Source organism: Streptomyces sp. NPDC093544, from assembly GCF_040683495.1.
GTDB lineage: Bacteria > Actinomycetota > Actinomycetes > Streptomycetales > Streptomycetaceae > Streptomyces.
The window spans coordinates 88,866-107,298 of sequence record NZ_JBFBEA010000009.1 but is presented as its reverse complement, the minus strand read 5'-3'; the positions used below and the strand labels follow the sequence as shown (position 1 = coordinate 107,298).

General features: G+C 70.4%; 14 protein-coding genes and 1 pseudogene. 3 read left to right on the top strand and 12 right to left on the bottom strand.

Annotated elements, in window-relative coordinates:
- The first annotated feature begins 25 nt into the window (after positions 1-25).
- Entirely contained in the window at positions 26-1,048 is a 1,023-nt protein-coding gene (locus AB0N66_RS15535; protein WP_365433946.1) for an LLM class flavin-dependent oxidoreductase, read from the top strand.
- 77 nt (positions 1,049-1,125) lie between these two features.
- On the opposite strand, the gene AB0N66_RS15530 is transcribed toward AB0N66_RS15535, so the two are convergent.
- The 3 genes from AB0N66_RS15530 to AB0N66_RS15520 form a co-directional block, all read right to left on the bottom strand.
- Entirely contained in the window at positions 1,126-2,526 is a 1,401-nt protein-coding gene (locus tag AB0N66_RS15530; protein WP_365433943.1) for an NtaA/DmoA family FMN-dependent monooxygenase, read from the bottom strand.
- Positions 2,523-3,632 carry an LLM class flavin-dependent oxidoreductase gene (locus AB0N66_RS15525; protein WP_365433940.1) on the bottom strand — a complete coding sequence of 370 codons (1,110 nt, stop codon included), beginning with the start codon at positions 3,630-3,632 and terminating at the stop codon, positions 2,523-2,525. Before AB0N66_RS15525 ends, AB0N66_RS15530 begins: the two co-directional genes overlap by 4 nt.
- Positions 3,633-3,944: 312 nt before the next feature.
- On the bottom strand, positions 3,945-4,862 hold the full coding sequence (locus AB0N66_RS15520; protein ID WP_365433937.1) for an LLM class F420-dependent oxidoreductase: 918 nt from the start codon (positions 4,860-4,862) through the stop codon (positions 3,945-3,947).
- Positions 4,863-5,445: 583 nt separating this feature from the next.
- Between AB0N66_RS15520 and AB0N66_RS15515 the strand changes: the two genes are divergently transcribed.
- A complete protein-coding gene (locus AB0N66_RS15515; protein ID WP_365433934.1) occupies positions 5,446-6,783 on the top strand; it encodes an NtaA/DmoA family FMN-dependent monooxygenase in 1,338 nt (445 codons plus the stop codon).
- Between the two features lie 389 nt (positions 6,784-7,172).
- Positions 7,173-8,150 (top strand): annotated as a pseudogene (locus tag AB0N66_RS15510) (pyridoxal-phosphate dependent enzyme); the annotation flags it as partial.
- Between the two features lie 93 nt (positions 8,151-8,243).
- Here AB0N66_RS15510 and AB0N66_RS15505 read toward each other — a convergent pair.
- From AB0N66_RS15505 to AB0N66_RS15465, 9 genes are read right to left on the bottom strand one after another with little or no spacing between them, the layout of a single operon-like run.
- A complete protein-coding gene (locus AB0N66_RS15505; protein ID WP_365433931.1) occupies positions 8,244-9,458 on the bottom strand; it encodes an amidohydrolase family protein in 1,215 nt (404 codons plus the stop codon).
- On the bottom strand, positions 9,455-12,010 hold the full coding sequence (locus AB0N66_RS15500; protein ID WP_365433928.1) for a glycoside hydrolase family 78 protein: 2,556 nt from the start codon (positions 12,008-12,010) through the stop codon (positions 9,455-9,457). The genes AB0N66_RS15505 and AB0N66_RS15500 overlap by 4 nt, the downstream gene beginning before the upstream one ends.
- Entirely contained in the window at positions 12,003-13,463 is a 1,461-nt protein-coding gene (locus AB0N66_RS15495) for an ATP-binding protein (RefSeq protein WP_365433925.1), read from the bottom strand. The genes AB0N66_RS15500 and AB0N66_RS15495 overlap by 8 nt, the downstream gene beginning before the upstream one ends.
- Positions 13,464-13,481: 18 nt before the next feature.
- Positions 13,482-14,099 (bottom strand): response regulator, encoded by a 618-nt coding sequence (locus tag AB0N66_RS15490; RefSeq protein ID WP_365433922.1) that lies wholly within the window; start codon positions 14,097-14,099, stop codon positions 13,482-13,484.
- Position 14,100: 1 nt separating this feature from the next.
- Entirely contained in the window at positions 14,101-14,373 is a 273-nt protein-coding gene (locus tag AB0N66_RS15485) for a hypothetical protein (RefSeq protein WP_365433919.1), read from the bottom strand.
- Entirely contained in the window at positions 14,370-14,837 is a 468-nt protein-coding gene (locus AB0N66_RS15480) for a nuclear transport factor 2 family protein (protein ID WP_365433916.1), read from the bottom strand. The genes AB0N66_RS15485 and AB0N66_RS15480 overlap by 4 nt, the downstream gene beginning before the upstream one ends.
- Positions 14,834-15,691 carry an ATP-binding cassette domain-containing protein gene (locus AB0N66_RS15475; RefSeq protein ID WP_365433913.1) on the bottom strand — a complete coding sequence of 286 codons (858 nt, stop codon included), beginning with the start codon at positions 15,689-15,691 and terminating at the stop codon, positions 14,834-14,836. Before AB0N66_RS15475 ends, AB0N66_RS15480 begins: the two co-directional genes overlap by 4 nt.
- A complete protein-coding gene (locus AB0N66_RS15470) occupies positions 15,688-17,463 on the bottom strand; it encodes a dipeptide/oligopeptide/nickel ABC transporter permease/ATP-binding protein (protein WP_365433911.1) in 1,776 nt (591 codons plus the stop codon). Before AB0N66_RS15470 ends, AB0N66_RS15475 begins: the two co-directional genes overlap by 4 nt.
- Positions 17,460-18,401 carry an ABC transporter permease gene (locus tag AB0N66_RS15465; RefSeq protein WP_365433908.1) on the bottom strand — a complete coding sequence of 314 codons (942 nt, stop codon included), beginning with the start codon at positions 18,399-18,401 and terminating at the stop codon, positions 17,460-17,462. Before AB0N66_RS15465 ends, AB0N66_RS15470 begins: the two co-directional genes overlap by 4 nt.
- Positions 18,402-18,433 lie beyond the last annotated feature (32 nt).

Here is an 18,433-nt window from a genome sequence, read left to right as displayed (position 1 = left end):
AACACCACACGAGGACGAAGACCGCATGAGCACCCCCACCATCAGCTCGTTGGCCTTTCTCACCCCGGGCAACTTCTCCGACGACGACCCCTACACCGGCCTGGAGGAGACGCTCCAACTCTTCGAGTACGGCGAGCGGTTGGGCTTCGACGGCGCCTGGATCCGGCAGCGCCACCTCGAACACGGCGTCGGCTCGGCCGCGGTGTTCCTCGCCGCGGCCGGCCAACGTACCGATCGGGTCGAGCTGGGCACCGCGGTCATCCCGATCGGGTACGAGAGCCCGTTCCGGTTGGCCGAGGACCTGGCGTTGGCCGACGTGCTGTCCCGCGGCCGACTCCAGGTCGGCTTCAGCACCGGCATGCCGCACGCCGAACTGCTCGGCGACCTGGTGTACGACGGTGACTGGCGCGCCTTCGACCTGTCCTACGGCAGGGTCGCCCGCGTCGTCGACAACCTGCGTGGCGAGTATCTCGGGGGCCCGGACACGGTGATCCAGTCGCCGGGCAACACCCAGCGGCCGCGACTGCAACCACACAACCCCGGCCTGGTGGACCGCATTTGGTACGGCGGAGGCAGCCTGCGCTCGGTCCGCTGGGCCGCCGAGAACGGCCTCAACCTGCTGTCCGGCAACATCGTCACCGGCGAGGACACCGACGACTTCACCACAGCCCAGCTGAACCTGTTCACCGAGTACCGGCGTACCCGGTCCACCGCCCGCGTCGCGGTGGGCCGCGTGATCGTGCCGTTCGACAGCGCCGACCAGGCCACCCGCACCCGCTACCGGGAGTACGCGGCGAGCCGCCACGCCCGCACCCTGGCCCCTCGGGGCCCGAAGCGGATCCTGTTCGCCCCCGACGTGGTCGGCACGGCGGAGCAGATCCTGGAACAACTGGCGGCGGACTCGGTGGTCTCGGCGGTGTCGGAGCTGCGTATCGAGCTGCCGTACGAGTTCCGGCGGGAGGAGTACGAGCAGATCCTGCACGACGTACGCCATCTGGTCGCGCCCGAACTGAGTTGGCAGCCCGCGCAGTTGGAGACGGCGCGATGAGTTCCGTACGACCGGACGAGTAACCGGCCCACCCACAAGAAAGGGTGGGCCGGCGTCGCGGACGGAGGAGGCGCGGGTCAGCCGGCCTGGCGTCGGTCGGTCGTGGAGCGGTGGGTGAGGGGTTCCCGCAGGGCCAGGTGCTCGCGCAGAGTCGTACCCGTGTACTCGGTGGGGTAGATACCGCGTTCCTGCAGTGCGGGGACGAGCAGGTCGACGATATCGTCGAGGCCGTCGGGGATCAGGTAGGGCGTGACGTTGAAGCCGTCGACGGCGCCGTGCCGTACCCAGTGGGCGAACTTGTCCGCAAGGCCGGCCGGAGTGCCGACGTGACCGCGCTGGGGACCGAGCGCGATGGCGGTCTCCCGCAGCGACCAGCCGTTCGCGTCGGCCTTCTCCCGCCACTCGGCGACCACCTTGCGAGGGTCGGCGATACGCCGGGCGCCGAAGGAACCGTCGTCCTCGGCGACGACCGGGTCCTCCTTGGGCAGCGGCCCGTCGGCATCACGATCGGAGAGGTCCAGGCCCCACAGGAGTCCGGCGATGCCCAACGCGGTTGCCGGGGTGACCTGTTGGAGGCGGATCCATCGCTTCTTCTCCAAGGCCTCCTCCTCGGTGACACCAACGATGATCTCGGTGCCCGGGAGGATGCGCAGGTCGTCGTCGGGCCGGCCGACGGTCAGCAGGCGGCGCCTGACGTCCTCGGCGAAGGCGAGCGCGTCGTCGAAGTCGTCGCCGTGCCTGGAGAAGATGACGTCGGCGTTGCGGGCGCCGAAGTCCCGGCCTTCGCCGGAGTCGCCGGCCTGGAAGATCACCGGGTGACCCTGGGCGCTGCGCGGCAGCGTGGGCGCGAGGTCGACGTCGAACTGCGGCCCTTGGTGCCGGACTTGGCGAACGGCGCCGGGTGCCGCCCAGGCGGGGGCGCCCGGGGAACCGGAGACGGCCGCGTTCTCCCAGCCGTCCCAGAGCGCGCGAGCGACGGTGAGGAACTCGTCGGCGCGCCGGTAGCGGTCGGCGTGGTCGAGATAGCCGCCGCGGCGGAAGTTGGCGCCGGTCCAGGCGTTGTCGGTCGTCACCACGTTCCAGCCCGCGCGGCCCTCGGAAAGAAGGTCGAGACCGGACAGGCGGCGGGCGAGGTCGGCGGGTTCGTTGAAGGTGATGTTGGAGGTGGAGACCAGGCCGATCCGGTCGGTGACGGCGGCCAGTGCGGCGAGCTGGGTGATGGCGTCCGGCCGCCCCGCGATGTCGAGGTCGTGGATACGGCCGTCGACCTCTCGCAGACGCAGCCCCTCCCCCAGGAAGAACGCGTCGAACAAGCCCCGTTCGGCGGTCTGGGCGACACGCCGGTAGCTGGCCGGGTCGATCTGACTGCCGCTGGCCAGGTCGGACCAGATGGTCCAGTGGTTGACGCCCTGGAAGAAGACGCCGAAGTGGAGCTGGGCGTCCGGACGGGGGACGTCGAGGGGGTCGGTGCGGGTCATCGGGTCTCCTCAAGGGCCTCGAACGCCGCACCGGCGGCGTAGCGGTTGGCGGGACGGTCGAGGCCCAGGTGGGTGCGCAGGGACGCGCCGGGCAGCGGGCGGACAGCGTGCCGCCGCTCGAAGAGGTCGGGCAGCACGAGCCGGGACAGCTCCAGCAGGTCCTCGTCCAGCACCAGCGGATGCAGTCGTACGCCGTCCACAACGCCCCTCAACTGGCCCAGCAGCGCGGCGAGTCCGGCGGCGGAGCCGATGTGGCGCAGCCGTCCGCGGTCGGTCCAGGGCGCATGCCGTTCGAGGTCGGCGACGCGCTCCTCGGCCGTGGCGTCCGCGGTGTCGAGGGCGATCTCGACCTCGGCGAAGGTACGCGGCGTTCCCACGGCGGCCGCGGCCCTGGTGACTTCGGCGACATCGCGGCCCGCGACGAGGGCGACATCGAGTTGCTCGACAGGCACGAGGTCGGGCCGGCCGAACACGACGAGTTGCCCCTGGGGCGGACGCGGCACGATCGCGGGGCCCTTCACGGCGTAGGTCTCACCGGTGAAGTCGACGTAGTGGAGCCGGTCGCGGTCGAGGTAGCGGCTGGTGGCCACGGAGCGGATGACCGCGTCGTCCTCCCAGGAGTCCCACAGGCCGCGCACGGTCTCGACGCCGTCGCGGGGCTCACGGGCGCGGGCGGCGGCGCCGTCGACGAGGGGGCGACCCCAGACGCGGGCCGCGTCTGGACGGGCCTCCTCGCTCACCACCCACCCGGCCCGCCCGACCGAGATGTGGTCCAGGGACGCCAACTGGCTGGAGACGTGGAAGGGTTCGGCATAGGTGACCGGGACGACCGGCGCGATGCCGATGACGCTCGTCGACGCGGCGAGGAACGCGACCCGCTCCACCGCGCCGATGCGGCCGACCACGTCGGGCGCGCTGCCGGGCGGGAGTACGCCGTCCTCCAGGGTGAGCAGGGTGAACCCGGCATTCTCCGCGGCGGCGGCGACGCCGGCCACCCGGCGCGGGCTCAGCAGGTGGTCGGGTGAGTGGGCGGCGCGGCGCCAGGCCGCGGGATGGGCGCCGTCGCCGTCGAGTTCGACGGCGAGCCGCAGGGCGGGGCCGGACATGGGGGTTCCTTCCGAGGGCACAACGAGACGGTCGGCCCGACGGGCCGACGGGGGTCAGGGTCGTGCGGAAGGACAGACGGCGGAGGCGGTGCGGCAGTAGTCGACGTGCCGCCGGATGATCAGCCGCGTACCTTTGCCGGCACCGTGCGGTGCGGCGCCACGTACACGCATCGGGGCCTCCACCCGTCCGGGACCGATCACTTCAACCTACGTCGTAGGCCCTGGAAGGTGTCAAGACCATTAGATGTACGCGCATGCGACAGCGACACGGCCGGCTCACAGGCTCCGGCGGCGCCTGACGACCGGGGCGCCTCAGGCATTCGCAAGCTCTCCGAGCAGTTTCCAGGTACGCCGCCGGTCCGCCTCACTGCCCAGGTCCGTGGCGGTGAACACCACCTCCGTCGCCCCGGCCTCGCGGTACCGGCGCACCTCGGCAGCGACGGTCTCCTCGTCACCGATAACAGCCAGGTCGGCGGCACGGGTGCCGCCGGAGAGCCCGATGACACGTTGGTAGGAAGGGAACTGCTCATAGAACGCGAGCCTCTTGGTCGCGGTCTCCCGTACCGCCTCGACGTCGGCGGTGACCAGGCCGGGCACCACGGCCACGATCCGGGGCGCCGGCCGGCCCGCCGCCTCGGCCGCGGCGGTGACAGCCGGGACGAGGTGCTCGGCGAGGGCGCGCGGGCCGGCCAGGAGCGGGATGATCCCGTCCGCGAGTTCGCCGGAAGCGCGCAGTGCCTGCGGCGCCATGGCGGCGACCAGGAGCGGCACCGGTGGTTCGGCGCCCGGCACCGTCGCCGGCAGGGGTGTGGTGGCGGTGAGCAACTCTCCGTGGAAGTCGGCGGTGCCTGTTTCCACGAGTTGGCGCAGGGCGGTGAGGAACTCGCGGAGCAGGGCGATGGGGCGCTCGTACGGGATGCCGAAGGCCGTCTCGGTCAGGTGCTTGGTGCCGAGCGCGAGCCCGAGGTGGTAGCGGCCGCCGGTGGCGGCCTGGGCCGTCTGGGCCTGGCTGGAGATGAGCAGCGGATGGCGGCCGAAGACGGGGATCGCGGCGGTCCCGACATGCAGCCCGGGCACCTCGCGGCCGACGATCGCGGCGAGCGTGGGCGAGTCGTACGCGAAGGTCTGCCCGAACCACGCGGAGCGCAGTCCGGCCTCGTGAGCCTCCCGAGCGAGGTGCACCGTGGTGTCGATCCGGTCCTGGAGAGGGAGCGTTACTCCGATGGTCATACACAGAGCAACCGGCAGGCGCGTGACGGGCATTCCTGCTCGTGTATGACAACCTCGTGGCGGCCTCGTAACAGCGATGAAGGCCTCGCAGGTGCTGGTGGTCCATCGCTCCGACTTCGCCGCCGTATTCCTCGGCCGAGGGCAGCCCGGAGCGGCGCGGGTGCGCTCTTGACAAGGCGGCCCGGCTGCCACGTACGTTCATCCCGCACCACCAAGAACGGCCGAGTGACCTGGCTCGTCGAAGCCGCGATCACTGCGCGTCGCGATCCGCGGCGCTGCCTGACGCTGACGCAAGGCCGATGGGAGTCACCGTGAGGGCATCGTGCGTCGGGCCGGCCGGAACTGCGTTCCTGCTGCCGGTCCGGACGAAGCGCCGGCACGTGGACCTGTGCCGCACCCACGCCGCGCTCTGTCGCTGACCATTCGCTCCGGCTTTCCCCTGGCGGGCCCACGCGCCGCTGTGTCGCGGGCCCGCCCACATCTGTGGTGCCTGGCCGGACCTGATCCGGCATGCCTGGGTGTTCGTTCGCCCTGAAGAATCCTCCCCCGAGATGTCACCGACGTCGGTGAGAATGGACGAGTTGTGAGCGCGAAGCGGCCCAGGACGCTGAAGACCGTGACCGGTGCCGGCGGCACATCGGAGACCTATGACCTGGCGATCGATCCCACCCGATCCACCCTGGACACCGCTGTGCGGGTGGCGAAGCTCGCCGAGGCCGCGCGGATCGACGCACTGTTCACCGCCGACCTGCTCAGCTTCGGCGCCCAGGGCGCCATCGGGTCGCAGGAACCGCTGGTCTTCGTCTCGGCGCTGAGCCAGGTGACGTCGCAGATCGGCCTGATCGCCACGGTCTCGACCACCTTCCACCACCCGTTCAACCTGGCCCGGTTGTTCGGAACCCTCGATCACGTCAGCAACGGCCGGGCCGCCTGGAACCTGGTGACCTCCTCGATCGGTGAGGAGAACTTCGGACCCGGCGAGCTGCCCAGCCCGGAGGAACGCTACGCGCGCGCCGCGGAGACGCTGGAGGTGGTCAACGCCCTGTGGGACAGCTGGGAACCCGGTGCGCTGACCGTCGGGGCGGACGGCAAAGCGGTGCTGCACCGAAAGCGGGTGCACCCCATCCACCACTCCGGCCGGTTCTTCGACGTGGCAGGTCCGCTGAACATTCCGCCGCTGCCGCAGCGGCGACCGGTGCAGATCCAGGCCGGGCAGTCCGAAGCGGGGACCGCCCTGGGCGCCCGCTACGCCGAGATCGTCTTCACCTCGCTCCCCACCTTCGACATCGCCGTGGAGTTCACCCGGAGGATCCGCGGCCAGGCCGAGCGACACGGACGGGCCGGCGAACTCCCGCTGATCTTCAGCTCGTTCCACGCCACCTACGGCGCCACCGAGGAGGAAGCACAGCGGCTCGTACGCGAGAAGCGCGAGTCGATCGACTTCGAACGCGGGCGCGCCCAGGTGGCCGACATGCTCGGCGGCGGAGTCGACCTGTCGGACGTCCCCCTCGACGCAACGCTGCCGGAGAGCCTGCTGCCCGACATCGCTTCGGTGAACCGCCGTCGCGGCCGAGTCGACATCTTCGCCGGCTACGCGCGACAGGGTTACACACTGCGGGAGCTCGTCATCGCGGCCCAGGACACCGGCCACTGGGCCGTCGCGGGAACACCCGAGCAGCTCGCCGACGCCATTGAGGAACGGTTCCGGGCAGGCGTTCTGGACGTGATCTCGCTCGGTGGCCTCGCGGACCCGCGGCTGCACGACTTCGTCGTCAACGGTCTGCTGCACGAGCTGCGGAAACGGAAGATCGTCGCCGACGACTACACCGGCACCACCCTGCGCGAGAACCTCGGACTCGAACTGCCGCCCCGCGCCGGTGTGCCGGTCCGGGTCGGAACCGAAACGCAGACGCGGTCATAGCCGAGCAGGCCGACGGCACCGCCTTCCCCTGTGAAGGTGATCGCGGACGAAAGATGGATCTCCGTACCGCTGTTCGGGCTGGTAAATTGCGGGGCATCGCCCCTAGCGGACAATGCCTCCGCGCTCGAAAAGGACCGCGCTGCCCATGCCGTACCAGCCGCCCGCCACTGGGGCCATTGCCCCGCCGCGCGTTGTCGGCATGCACTGTGCGGCATTCTTCCGCCTGCGTTTCGCGGCCCGTCGGCACGTCGATCTGCACCGCGTCTCCAGCGCCCTCTGTCAGTCCTGACTGCTCGGCCTCGTCGCGTTCAAGTCGGACCCCAGCGCGGCCCGGGCACTGCGCGGACATCCCGAATTCGGCGGCACAGCCTGACGCAAGGAGCACAGCCTTGGACGTCCACGCATCCCTGGCCGACGTGGTCGGCAACACCCCACTGGTGCGACTCAACCGCGTCACCGACGCGGTGTCCACGCCGGTCTACGTGAAGCTGGAGTACGTCAACCCCGGCGGCAGCGTGAAGGACCGCATCGCGCTGGCCATGGTCGAAGCGGCCGAGGAGGCGGGGCTGCTGTTGCCCGGCGGCACCATTGTCGAGGGCACCTCGGGCAATACGGGAGTCGGCCTGGCCATGGTCGCCGCGCAGCGCGGCTACGGTTGCATTTTCGCGATCCCGGAGAAGAGCAGCGCGGAGAAGATCGCCGTACTGCGTGCCTACGGCGCCGAGGTCATCGTCTGCCCGTCGGACGTGCCGCGCGAGCATCCCGACCATGTGCACTCCGTGGCCGTCCGTATCGCCGAGGAGACGCCGGGGGGCTGGCTGGCCAACCAGTACGACAACCCGGCCAATCCGCAGGCTCACTACCGCACCACCGGACCGGAGATCTGGCGGCAGACCGACGGACGGATCACCCATCTGGTGTGCGGCATCGGCACCGGCGGCACCATCACCGGGACCGGCGAATACCTCAAGAAGGTGAGTGACGACCGGGTGACGGTCGTCGGCGCCGACCCGGAGGCTTCGCTCTACTCCGGCGGCGACGGGAGCCCGTACTACGTGGAGAGCATCGGCCGCTTCCGCCACCCTGAGACTGTCGACGACACCTGGCCGGAGTCCTACCACCCAACGGTCGTCGACCGGTTCGAGCGGATCAGCGACCGCGACTCCCTGCTGACCGCACGGCGTCTGGCCCGCGAGGAGGGACTGCTGGTCGGCGGCTCGGCCGGCACCGCGGTGGCCGCCGCACTGCGGGTGGCGGCCCAACTGAGCCCCGACGACCTCGTCGTCGTCCTGCTGCCCGATTCCGGCCGCAACTATCTGTCCAAGGTCTTCGACGACAACTGGTTGCACCAACTGGGCTTGCTGGACAACGACGATTCCCAGCCGAAAGACCATGACTGAGCTCTCCGTGTTCTCCGTACTCAGCCTGATCAGCTACCCCCGGCTCTCCCGACCCCTTGCTCAAAGGAGGTTCTTGCGCAGCGCTCCCGCCTGGGCGACGAGTACGACATTCTCCGGCCGGCCAAGGCTGCCGATGTCGCGCAAGGGGTCTTGGTCTACCGCCACGAAGTCCGCGGTCTTGCCCGCCTCCAGGGAGCCCAGTCGGTCGCCGACCCCGAGGAGCCGGGCCGCGCTGAGCGTGCCTGAGGTGATGGCGGCCAGCGGGTCCATGCCGAGTTCCACCAGATGCGACAACTCGCCCAGATTTCGGCCGTGTTCGACGACACCGGCGTCCGTGCCGAGGGCGATCGGGACGCCGCGAGTGATGGCGTGCGCGATGTTCTCCTTCGTGACGCCGGCCCAGCGGCTCTTCTTACGGAAGTGGTAGTCGGGCATGGCGGCCTCGTCGAGAGGGGCGAAGACCGTGGCGAGGGTGGGGACGAGGACGGCTCCCCGTTCCAGGGCCAGATCGCACAGTTCGTCGGTCATTCCGTAGCCGTGCTCGATGCTGGTGACACCGGCCTGGAGAGCGTTGCGGATGCCCGCGGTGCCTTGGGCGTGCGCTGCGACCACCTTCCCGCGATGCCGTCGGGCCTCGTCGACGACGGCCTTCAGTTCGTCGGGGGTCAGTCCCTCGTCGTCGGGGTCGTCGTGCGGGCTGCCCATGCCGCCGGTGGCGCAGACCTTGATGACGTCCGCGCCGTCACGCAGCATGCGCCGGGCCGCGATGCGTACCTCGTCGACGGTGTCGGCGATCTCCGCCAGGTGCGGGGCGGCGTTCACCCCTCCGGGCAGCGAACAGTCGGCGTGTCCACCGGTGTGGCCGATGACCTTGACGGCGGTCTGGAGCCGGGGGCCTTCGACGAGGCCCCGTTCGACGGCGGTGCGATAGCCCGCGGGCAGACCGCCGAGGTCTCGCAGCGTCGTGACACCCGCGTCGAGGGTCGTGCGAAGTCGCCGCGCGATCTCGAAGGTCTCCACCGTCGGGTCGGTGGTCAGGCCCGCGGTGAGCCCGCGCCCCGGGGTCATGCACAGGTGCGTATGGCAGTCGAAGAAGCCGGGGAGCAGGGTGCGTCCGCGCAGGTCCACCGTCACCGCCGTCGGTGTCGGGGGCGCGGTGGCCGCCGGTCCCGCGTAGACGATGACACCGGCGTCGTCCACGACGAGGACCGCGTCCGGTATGGGCGCGGCTCCGGTTCCGTCGATCAGGGTCGCGCGCTGGTAGCGGGTGTTCATGGCATCTCCGTAAGGAAGCGGTGTTCGCCGGAGCCGACTTCGGGGCGCTCCGTCATGCCCGGCAGGTCGATCAGCGCGGTGGTGCCGGGCGGGACCGTGACCGTCACGCGCAGGACGCCGTCAATGAGAGACCAGGACACGGCGGCGCGACCGTACGAGGTTTCGTGTGCGGCGGAGGCGTGGGTGAGTCCGCCACCGGGGCGGGGCCGGATCAGCAGGCGCCGGTATCCGGGAGCCGCGGGGGCGAGCCCGGCGACGGTGCGGTGCAGCCAGTCGGCGACCGCGCCGAGGGCGTAGTGGTTGAAGGAGGTCATCTCGCCGGGGTTGACCGTGCCGTCCGGCAGCATGCTGTCCCAGCGTTCCCAGACGGTGGTGGCTCCCATGGTGACCGGGTAGAGCCACGACGGGCAGGTCTTCGTGAGCAGCAGTTGGTACGCCGTGTCGTACTCCCCCGCGTCGCACAGCGCGTCGCAGATCAGCGGCGTGCCGACGAAGCCGGTGCCGATGTGGAAGCCGCCCTCGCGGACGAGTTCGGCGAGGCGGCGCCCGGCTTGAGCCCGATGGGCGTCGGCGAGCAGGCCGAAGCGCAGGGCGAGTGCGTACGCGGTCTGGGCGTCGTTCGTCAGGAGGCCGTCCAGGGTGACGTACTCGTCGCGGAAGGCGCCCCGTACCGCCTCGGCCAGCTTGGTGTAGTGGGCGTGATCGTCGTCCCTGCCGAGGAGTTGGGCGGTGCGGCCGAGCAGGGAGGCCGAGTGTGCGTAGTAGGCGGTGGCGACCAGCTGTTTGTCGGTGCGGGCGTCACCGGGGCGGTCGGGCGGTGCTGTGGGGTCGAGCCAGTCGCCGAGTTGGCGGTCGGTGTTCCACAGGTGCCGGTCGCCGGTCACGGCGGTGATGCCGTCGACCCAGGCCTTCATGCTGTCGTACTGAGCGGTGAGGAGGCCGAGATCGCCGTAGCGCTCGTACATCACCCAGGGCACGACGACCGCCGCGTCGCCCCAGGCGGCGGCGCGCAGTTCGGGGAAGCGGTCGGGGAAGAAGGGCACGTACATCGGGACCCGGCCGTCCGGGTACTGCTGGGCGGCGAGGTCGGTCAGCCAGGAGCGCAGCAGGCCGGAGCAGTCGTAGAGGAAGGTCGCGGTTGGGGCGAAGATCTGTACGTCGCCTGTCCAGCCGAGGCGTTCGTCGCGCTGGGGGCAGTCGGTGGGGATGTCGACGAAGTTGCCGCGCATGCCCCACACGACGTTCTCGTGCAGGCGGTTGAGCAGCGGATCGGAGCAGGTGAACCAGCCGGTGCGGCGCATGTCGGTGTGCAGGACGACGGCGTGGATGTCGCCGTCGCCGATGTCCCCCGGCCAGCCGGTGACTTCGGCGTAGCGGAAGCCGTGGAAGGTGAAGCGCGGCTCCCACTCCTCGCCGCCCGCATCGCCCCGCAGGGTGTACGTGTCCGTGGCGCGGGCCTCGCGCAGCGGGCGCATGGCGAGTTCGCCGTCCTCCAGCACCTCGGCGTGGCGCAGGGTGACGGCGTGTCCGGCCTCGCCGGTGACCCGGATGCGGAGGCGGCCGACGAGGTTCTGGCCGAAGTCGAGGATCGTACGGCCGGACGGTGAGGTGAGGACGTCGACGGGGGCCAGCGTTTCGGTGCGGCGTACGGGCGGGCCGTCCGGGGCGACCAGCGGCGCCAGGTCGTACGGCAGAACCTCGACCGGGCTCCACTCGGCGGGTACCCGGCGCGCGTCGTACTCCTCGCCCTCGTAGATCCCGGAGGTGAGGATCGAGCCGTGCGCGGCCTGCCATCCCGAGTCACTGCCGAAGGTCTCGGTGGTGCCGTCGGCGTAGCGCACCTCGATCTGGACGAGGGCGGCCAGCCGGTCTCCGTAGATGTTGCGGCGTCCGCCGCCGAAGCCGATCCGGCCGCGGAACCAGCCGTCGGCCAGCAGCACGCCAACCGTGTTGCTGCCCGTGTCCAGTGCTTCGGTGATGTCGTACGTCTGGTGGCGCAGGCGCTCGGTGTAGTGGGTCCAGCCGGGGGCCAAAACGTGGTCGCCGACGCGTACACCGTTGATCTCGGCCTCGTACAGGCCGTGGCTGGTGGCGTAGAGGCGGGCGGACGCCACGGGCGCGCGCAGCCGGAAGGTGCCGCGCAGGACGGGTGGCGGGACCTGCCGGTCGATGGCCTCGGGCCAGGCCGGTGACACGAAGCGGGCCTGCCAGTCGGCCGGTTCGAGCAGCCCGGTCTCGACAGTCAGCGGCGCGGACCACGGGCTCGCGCCCGCGCCTTTCGGCCCCCATACCCGTACGGACACGCCGACTTGTTGCCGCGAGCGCAGGGGGTCGCCGGGCCAGGGCACCAGGACGGAGTCCGCGGACAGGCGACGGGCGGTGTACAGCTCCCGCTCACCGTCCGCGAGTCGGATCTCGTACGCCGACTGGGTCCAGCCCGCACGGGTGGTGGCGGTCTGCCAGGTGAGTCGGGGGCGGGGCTCTCCGATCCCGAGCGGCTCCCTGTGGTGCTCGACCCGCAGCGCGGTCACGTGGATGTCCTGGTCAGGCATGTGCTTCCTTCGAGGTGGCCTGGGCCGGCGCGAGCGGGAGAGCGAAGTGGAAGACCGCTCCCTGCGGCTGGTTGCCGGTCGCGTGGATATGGCCGCCGTGGCGGGTGATGATGCGGTGGCTCAGGGCCAGGCCGATGCCGCTGCCGTTCTCCTTCGCGGTGAAGACGCCGTCGAAGATCCGGTCGCCGGGAAGGTCGGCCGGCAGGCCCCGGCCGTGGTCACGGACGGCGAGTTCGGCGTTTCCGTCCGCTGTCCGCCGCGTGGTGAGTTCGACCTTGCGCTCCCCCGGCGGCCAACCTGCCATCTCCTCAATGGCGTTGAAGGCGAGGTTCATGACGACCTGCCCGATGAGAACGTTCTCGCAGCGCACCGGGAGGGGCGCGTCGGCGAGGTCGAACTCGACGCCCACGGCGTGCTGTTGAGCCCTGACGTCGATGAAGTAGGCGCAGTCCTCGACGATCGTGTTGAGGTCGGTGAGCTGCTCGGACTGTTCCAGGCGGCCCACGTACTGCCGCAGGCTGCCCAGGATTCGCCGGGCCCGCTCGATCTGCCGTACGGCGTTGTCCAGTCCCCAGGCGACGGACTCGTCGCCGGCGGCGAGCCGGCCGCGGGCTCCCTCCACGAAGTTGTACGCGGCGGCGAGCGGCTGGCTCACCTCGTGCGCGATCGCCATGGCCATGTCGCCCATGGCGTTGTTGCGGGCGAGGTGGTTGAGGTGCTGGGTGTCCCGGCGGTGCTCCTCCTCGGCGCGCACCCGGTCGGTGATGTCGTAGAAGAGCACGAGCCGGCCGCGCAGATCGCTCTCGATGTCGATGTGCTGGCAGGTGGCCGCGTACCAGCGGGCTTCGCCGCCGGGTGCGCCCAGGCGGTAGCGGCCCTCGCGCTCGGGGACGGCGCCGTCGCGGCAGTAGTCCGCGAAGTCGGCGCCGTGCAGGGCCGGTACGTCGACTGCGAGCAGCTTGGCGGCGGACTCGCTCGCGAAGACCACACCGCCGTCGTCGTCGAGGACGACGATGCCCTCGGCCAGATTGCCGAGGAAGGTGCGCAGTCGTCCCTCGGTGCGGAACAGGTCGCGGCGGACGGCCTTCTCCTCGGCGATGTCGCGGAACTGGACCATCACGACGGGGCGGGACGGCAGGTCCACGCGGATCGCGATGGCCTCGGTCAGGATCTCCTCGCCGCTCTTGGAGCGGTAGCACCACTCGGTGGCGCTGACACCGTCCTCGACCGCCTGCCCGAGCCAGCGGTGACCCAGCTCGCGGCTGTACTGGCGGGCGTTCTTGCTCATGTCGGGGGCCTTGAGCGGCTTCAGTTCGTCGACGGTCCACTCCAGCAGGTCGCAGGCCGCCTGGTTCGCCCAGAGGATGTCGTACGTCCTCGCGTCGTGGAGCAGCACGCAGTACTTCAAGGCCTGTGTCAGGGACCGGAAGTCGGCCGGTTGGAGATCATTCATACGGCCTTGCCCTCGTTCTCATCGGGCGGCCGGGAGCCGCAGTCCCAGCCGGAGTACGTCGCGGACCAGCGTCGCGATGCTCTCCGCGCCGGTCTTCTCCCGGATGCGGGTGCGGTGTACGTCGACGGTCTTCGTGCTGATGCCGAGCCGCCCGGCGATCTGCTTGCTGGGCACGCTGTCCACCACCAGGTGCAGCACCTCCCGTTCGCGGGCGGTCAGGGTGTCCAACCGCCGCAGCAGATCGCGCCGCCTGGCCAATTCATCGAAGCGTTCCCGCGCGGTCCGCTGTGCCGCCTGCACGACGTCGAGCATGTGCTGGGGGTCGTACGGCTTCTCCAGGAAGTCGACGGCGCCGTTCTGTAGGGCCCGGACCGACATGCGGATGTCCCCGTGCGCCGAGACGAAGACGACGGGCAGCGCCGCCCCCGCCTCGTTCAGCAGCTCCTGGACGCCGAATCCGCTGATCTCCGGCATCCGTACGTCGAGGACCAGGCAGGCGGGTCGGTCCCGGTCGTAGGAGCGCAGGAAGGCCCGGGCGTCGGAGAAGCACTGCGAACGGATGCCCACCGACTCCAGGAGCCAGGCCAGCGAGGTGCACAACTCCGCGTCGTCGTCGAGGATATAGACGAGGCACATCTCAATCGCCCCAGGCGGCCTGGGCGATCCAGTACTCGCTGCCGTCAGCGCTGACGCCGTGCTGCCACTCGCTGGTGCGTCGCAGGGCAGGTTCGACGCGCGCGGTCGCCGCGTCGGCGCCGTCGGGACCGTCCTGATCGACCTGCCAGTGGACCCAGTTGACCTCCTGGCCGGCACTGTCGTGCACGAACAGGTCGACGTGGTGCCAGCCGTAGTGGTGGGTGTCGGCGTAGCAGGTCAGGAACATCGTCCGGTCGTGGGTGTCCGTGCTCATCGCTCTCCCGTCAACGGTGCGCTGAACAGCCGCTCAGTATGGAAGGCCGATATACGGGGACGGTCCGGGCCGATCCGGAAGGTCACGTCGAGCTTTGCGACCATCATCTCGGAGAAGCCCGACTCGTAGTGCGAGAGCTGCTGCATCGGCCAACTCCCCTGGGCAGTAAGGCCCTTGACGTCGACCGTGCCGGGAAAGAGCAAATGCACGTTCGTACGGAAGTGAGGTGTGGGCGGCAGGTAGGCCGACAGCATCTCGACGATCGCCTCGCGGCCCTCGGTACGGCCGAACTTCTCGGCGTACTCGCTGCCGCCGCCCTCCCAGACCGCGTCCTCGGTGAAGAGGTCCCCCAACTCGCCTTGCATACGGACCGGAACGTCACAGAGGGCGAGATAGCGGGCAACGGTGTCCACGATCGAGGACCGCGTGTCCACGACCAGTTTCTCGCTCGGCATCTTGCTCATGACGCGTCCCTTTCCCGCGCCAACCGCAGCCGCTCCGCCCGACGTTGCGCCTGCCGCTCGGGATCGGGTACCGGCGCGGCGAGCAACAGCCGTTTCGTATAGGCGTGTTCGGGGTGCTCGGTGACCTGGGCGGCGTCGCCGGTCTCCACGATGTCGCCGCGGTACAGCACGGCCACCCGGTGGCTGATGTGCCGTACGACGGAGAGGTCGTGCGTGACGAACAGATACGCCACCCCCGTGGCCTGCTGGATCTCGATGAACAGGTCGAGCACCCGTGCCTGCGTGGACAGGTCCAGGGCGCTGACCGGTTCGTCGCACACGATCAGCTTGGGGTCCCGGCACAGGGCGCGCGCGATGGCGATCCGCTGCCGCTGGCCGCCGGAGAACTCCCGGGGCAACCGCTGCGCCGCGTCGTGCGGGAGGTACACCTGGTCGAGCAGGGTCTGGACGCGGCGTTCCGCGTCGGTGCGCGAGACGCCGGTCACTAGCATCGGTTCGGTGAGGATGTCCATGACGGTCATGGCCGGGTTCAGCGAGGTGAACGGGTCCTGGAAGACGACCTGGATGTCCTTGCTCAGCGCCCGCCGTTCCCGTTTGCCGAGCCCCGAGACCGGTTTTCCGCCGTAGCGGATCGATCCGCTGGTGACGGGGGCGAGGCCGAGGACCGCCCTGCCCAGGGTCGTCTTGCCGGAGCCGGACTCGCCGACCAGGCCGAGTGTCTCGCCGGGTGCGATCGACAGGGACACTCCGTGCAGGACGCGGAAGGGCTGCGCGCGGCGGCCCTTGCCCGGGTACTCCACGACGACGTCTTCCAGTTCGAGCAGCGGGGGCGGGGCCGCGGGGAGCGCGGTCATGACGTCACCTCATTCAAGGGGGCGCCCAGGGCGGCGCGCGCCGGGCCGCCTTCGAGCGTGGAATCGAGGAGCATCCGCGTGTACGCGTGCTCGGGCGACGCGAAGATCTTCTCGATGGGTGCCGTCTCGACGATGCGTCCGCTCTGCATGACGGCGACCCGGTCGCAGATGTCGGCGACGACGCCGAAGTCGTGGGTCACGAGGATCATGCCCATCTGGCGTTCCTGTTGGAGGGAGCGCATGAGGTCGAGCACTTCGGCCTGGACGGTGACGTCGAGTGCGGTGGTCGGCTCGTCGGCGATGAGCAGTTGCGGATCGCAGGACACGGCGCCCGCGATCAGCACGCGCTGGGCCATGCCTCCCGAGACCTGGTGCGGGTACGACTTGAACACCCGCTCCGGGTCCGGGATGCCGACGCGCACCAGGAGCTCCAGCGCCTTGGTGCGGGCCTCGCCCCTGGAGATCCCCAGATGCTTGCGCATGGGTTCGACGAGCTGGGAGCCGATACGGAAGCAGGGGTCGAGGTTGGACATGGGCTCCTGCGGTACGTATCCGATCCCGCGGCCGCGCAGGGCGTTGAGTGCGGCCCGGCTCACACCGAGCAACCCCTTGCCGGCGAAGGCCATCTGATCTGCCGTCACCTCGGCCTCGTTCGGCAGCAGTCCAAGGACTGCGAACGCGGTCTGGCTCTTACCGGAGCCGGACTCGCCGACCAGGCCCAGGACTTCACCGCGCTCAACGGTCAGGCTGACTCCGTCGACGACGATCTTGTCACCGTCGGAGCCGCCGGAGCCGCCGGAACGGCCGGGCTTCGGGTAGCTGATGCGGAGGTCCTCCACAGTGAGCAGGCGATCGGACGGCGACGGCACCCCGGCAGCGGACTTCCTGGGCGCCGGTCGCCGACGGCGGACCACCCGGGTCTCGGCCGTCCCCAGTGCGTCCCGCACCGCGTTGCCGAACAGGCTGGCCGCCAGGATGGTCACGCCCATCGCGAGGCCCGGCCACACCAGCAGCGTCGGTGTGGTGTAGACGTTGGTGAAGCCGTCGTTGAGCATCGCGCCCCAGCTGGCCTGGGACGACTTTCCCAGACCGAGGAAGGACAGACCGGCCTGGATGCCGATCGCCACCGCGAACAGCTGCGTCGCCTGGATGACCGAGGGCGCGATGACCACCGGCAGGATGTGCCGCCGCATGATGCGGGCGTCGCCGAGGCCGGAGACCCGCGCGGCGTCGACGTACAGCTCCTCGCGCACCGAGACCACCGACGCGCGGATCAGGCGGAAGACCATCGGCGCCATGATGACGCCCAGGACGACCATCGCGACGTTGAGGTCCTGGGAGACGGCCGCCATCACCACCAACATCACGATGATGGCGGGCACGGCCATGATCACATTGATGATCCAGCCGGCGGCCGCGTCGAACCAGCCCCGATAGAAGCCGCTGACCAGGCCGAGCGGTCCGCCGACCAGGAAAGCGACCAGGGCCGCGAGCGTCCCGCCGAGCAGGCTGGTCCGGCCGCCGTACAGCAGCCGGGACAGTACGTCCCGGCCGACGCCGTCGCCGCCGAGCGGGTGGGCGCCCGACATCGGTGCGAGGGTGTCCGCCAGGACACTGTGGTCCGGTGCGTGGTCGGTGAGCAGCGGGGCGGCCAGGCTCGCGAGGATCACCAGCGCCAGGACCACGAGGCAGCCGACGGCCAGCGGGTCGCGCAGGGTCCGGCGCAGGAGGCCGTCCCGTTTCGGGATCGCCGCGGTCTCCGGGACGGTCATGAGACACGCACCTTCGGGTTGAGCCAGCCGTACGCGATGTCCAGCAGCAGGTTGACGGCGACGACGACGGCCACGGTCACCACGACCGTGCCGAGCAGGACGGGCGCGTCTCCTCGCACGGCCGCCGAGTTGGCGAGTGTGCCGATGCCCGGCAGCCCGAACACCTTCTCCACGACGACCGCGCCGCCGATCAGGCCGATGAACTGGAGGGCGAGCACGGTCAGAGCGGGTGGGGCGGCGTTCCGCAACGCGTGCCGGTACACGACGCTGCGGGTGCTGAGTCCCCGGCTGCGCAACGTACGGACGAAGTCGGCCCGCAGGACGTCGATCAGTGCCCCGCGCACCTGCATCGCCGTGGCCGCCGTGGCCGCGACCGCCAGTGCCACGGCGGGCATGATGATCGACTGGAGCCATCCCGTGGCGGACGTGCCGAGCGCTACGTATCCGGTGGCCGGCAGCAGTCTGAGCTGGACCGCCAGGACGACCGCGAGGACCAGGGCGATCAGGAAACTGGGGATCGCGGTACCGAGCACCGCTGCGAACTGCACAACTCGGTCCACCCAGCCGCCGCGCAGCGCCGCCACGGTCCCCAGCGCGATGCTGAGCACCAGGGCGATCAGCATGCCGACGAGAACGATGGACAGCGTGACCGGAAGGGTGTTCACCAGGGACTGGTTCACCGAGTCGCCGGTGAACCAGGACTGGCCCAGATCGCCGTGCACGGCCCGGTCGATCCAGTGCCCGTACCTGACCACCAGGGGCTCGTCGAGGCCGAGTTCATGGGACTTGGCGGACACCTGGGCCGGCGAGGCGGTCTCGCCGAGGATGTTGCGGGCCACGTCGGTGCCGGTCAGGCTGAGCAGCAGGAACGTCGCGGTGGCCACGACGACCACCAGGACGACACCGGCGGCGATGCGCCGGAACAAGAAGACAAGCACGGTCAGTTCCTCCTTCCGCGTGTCGTAGCGGT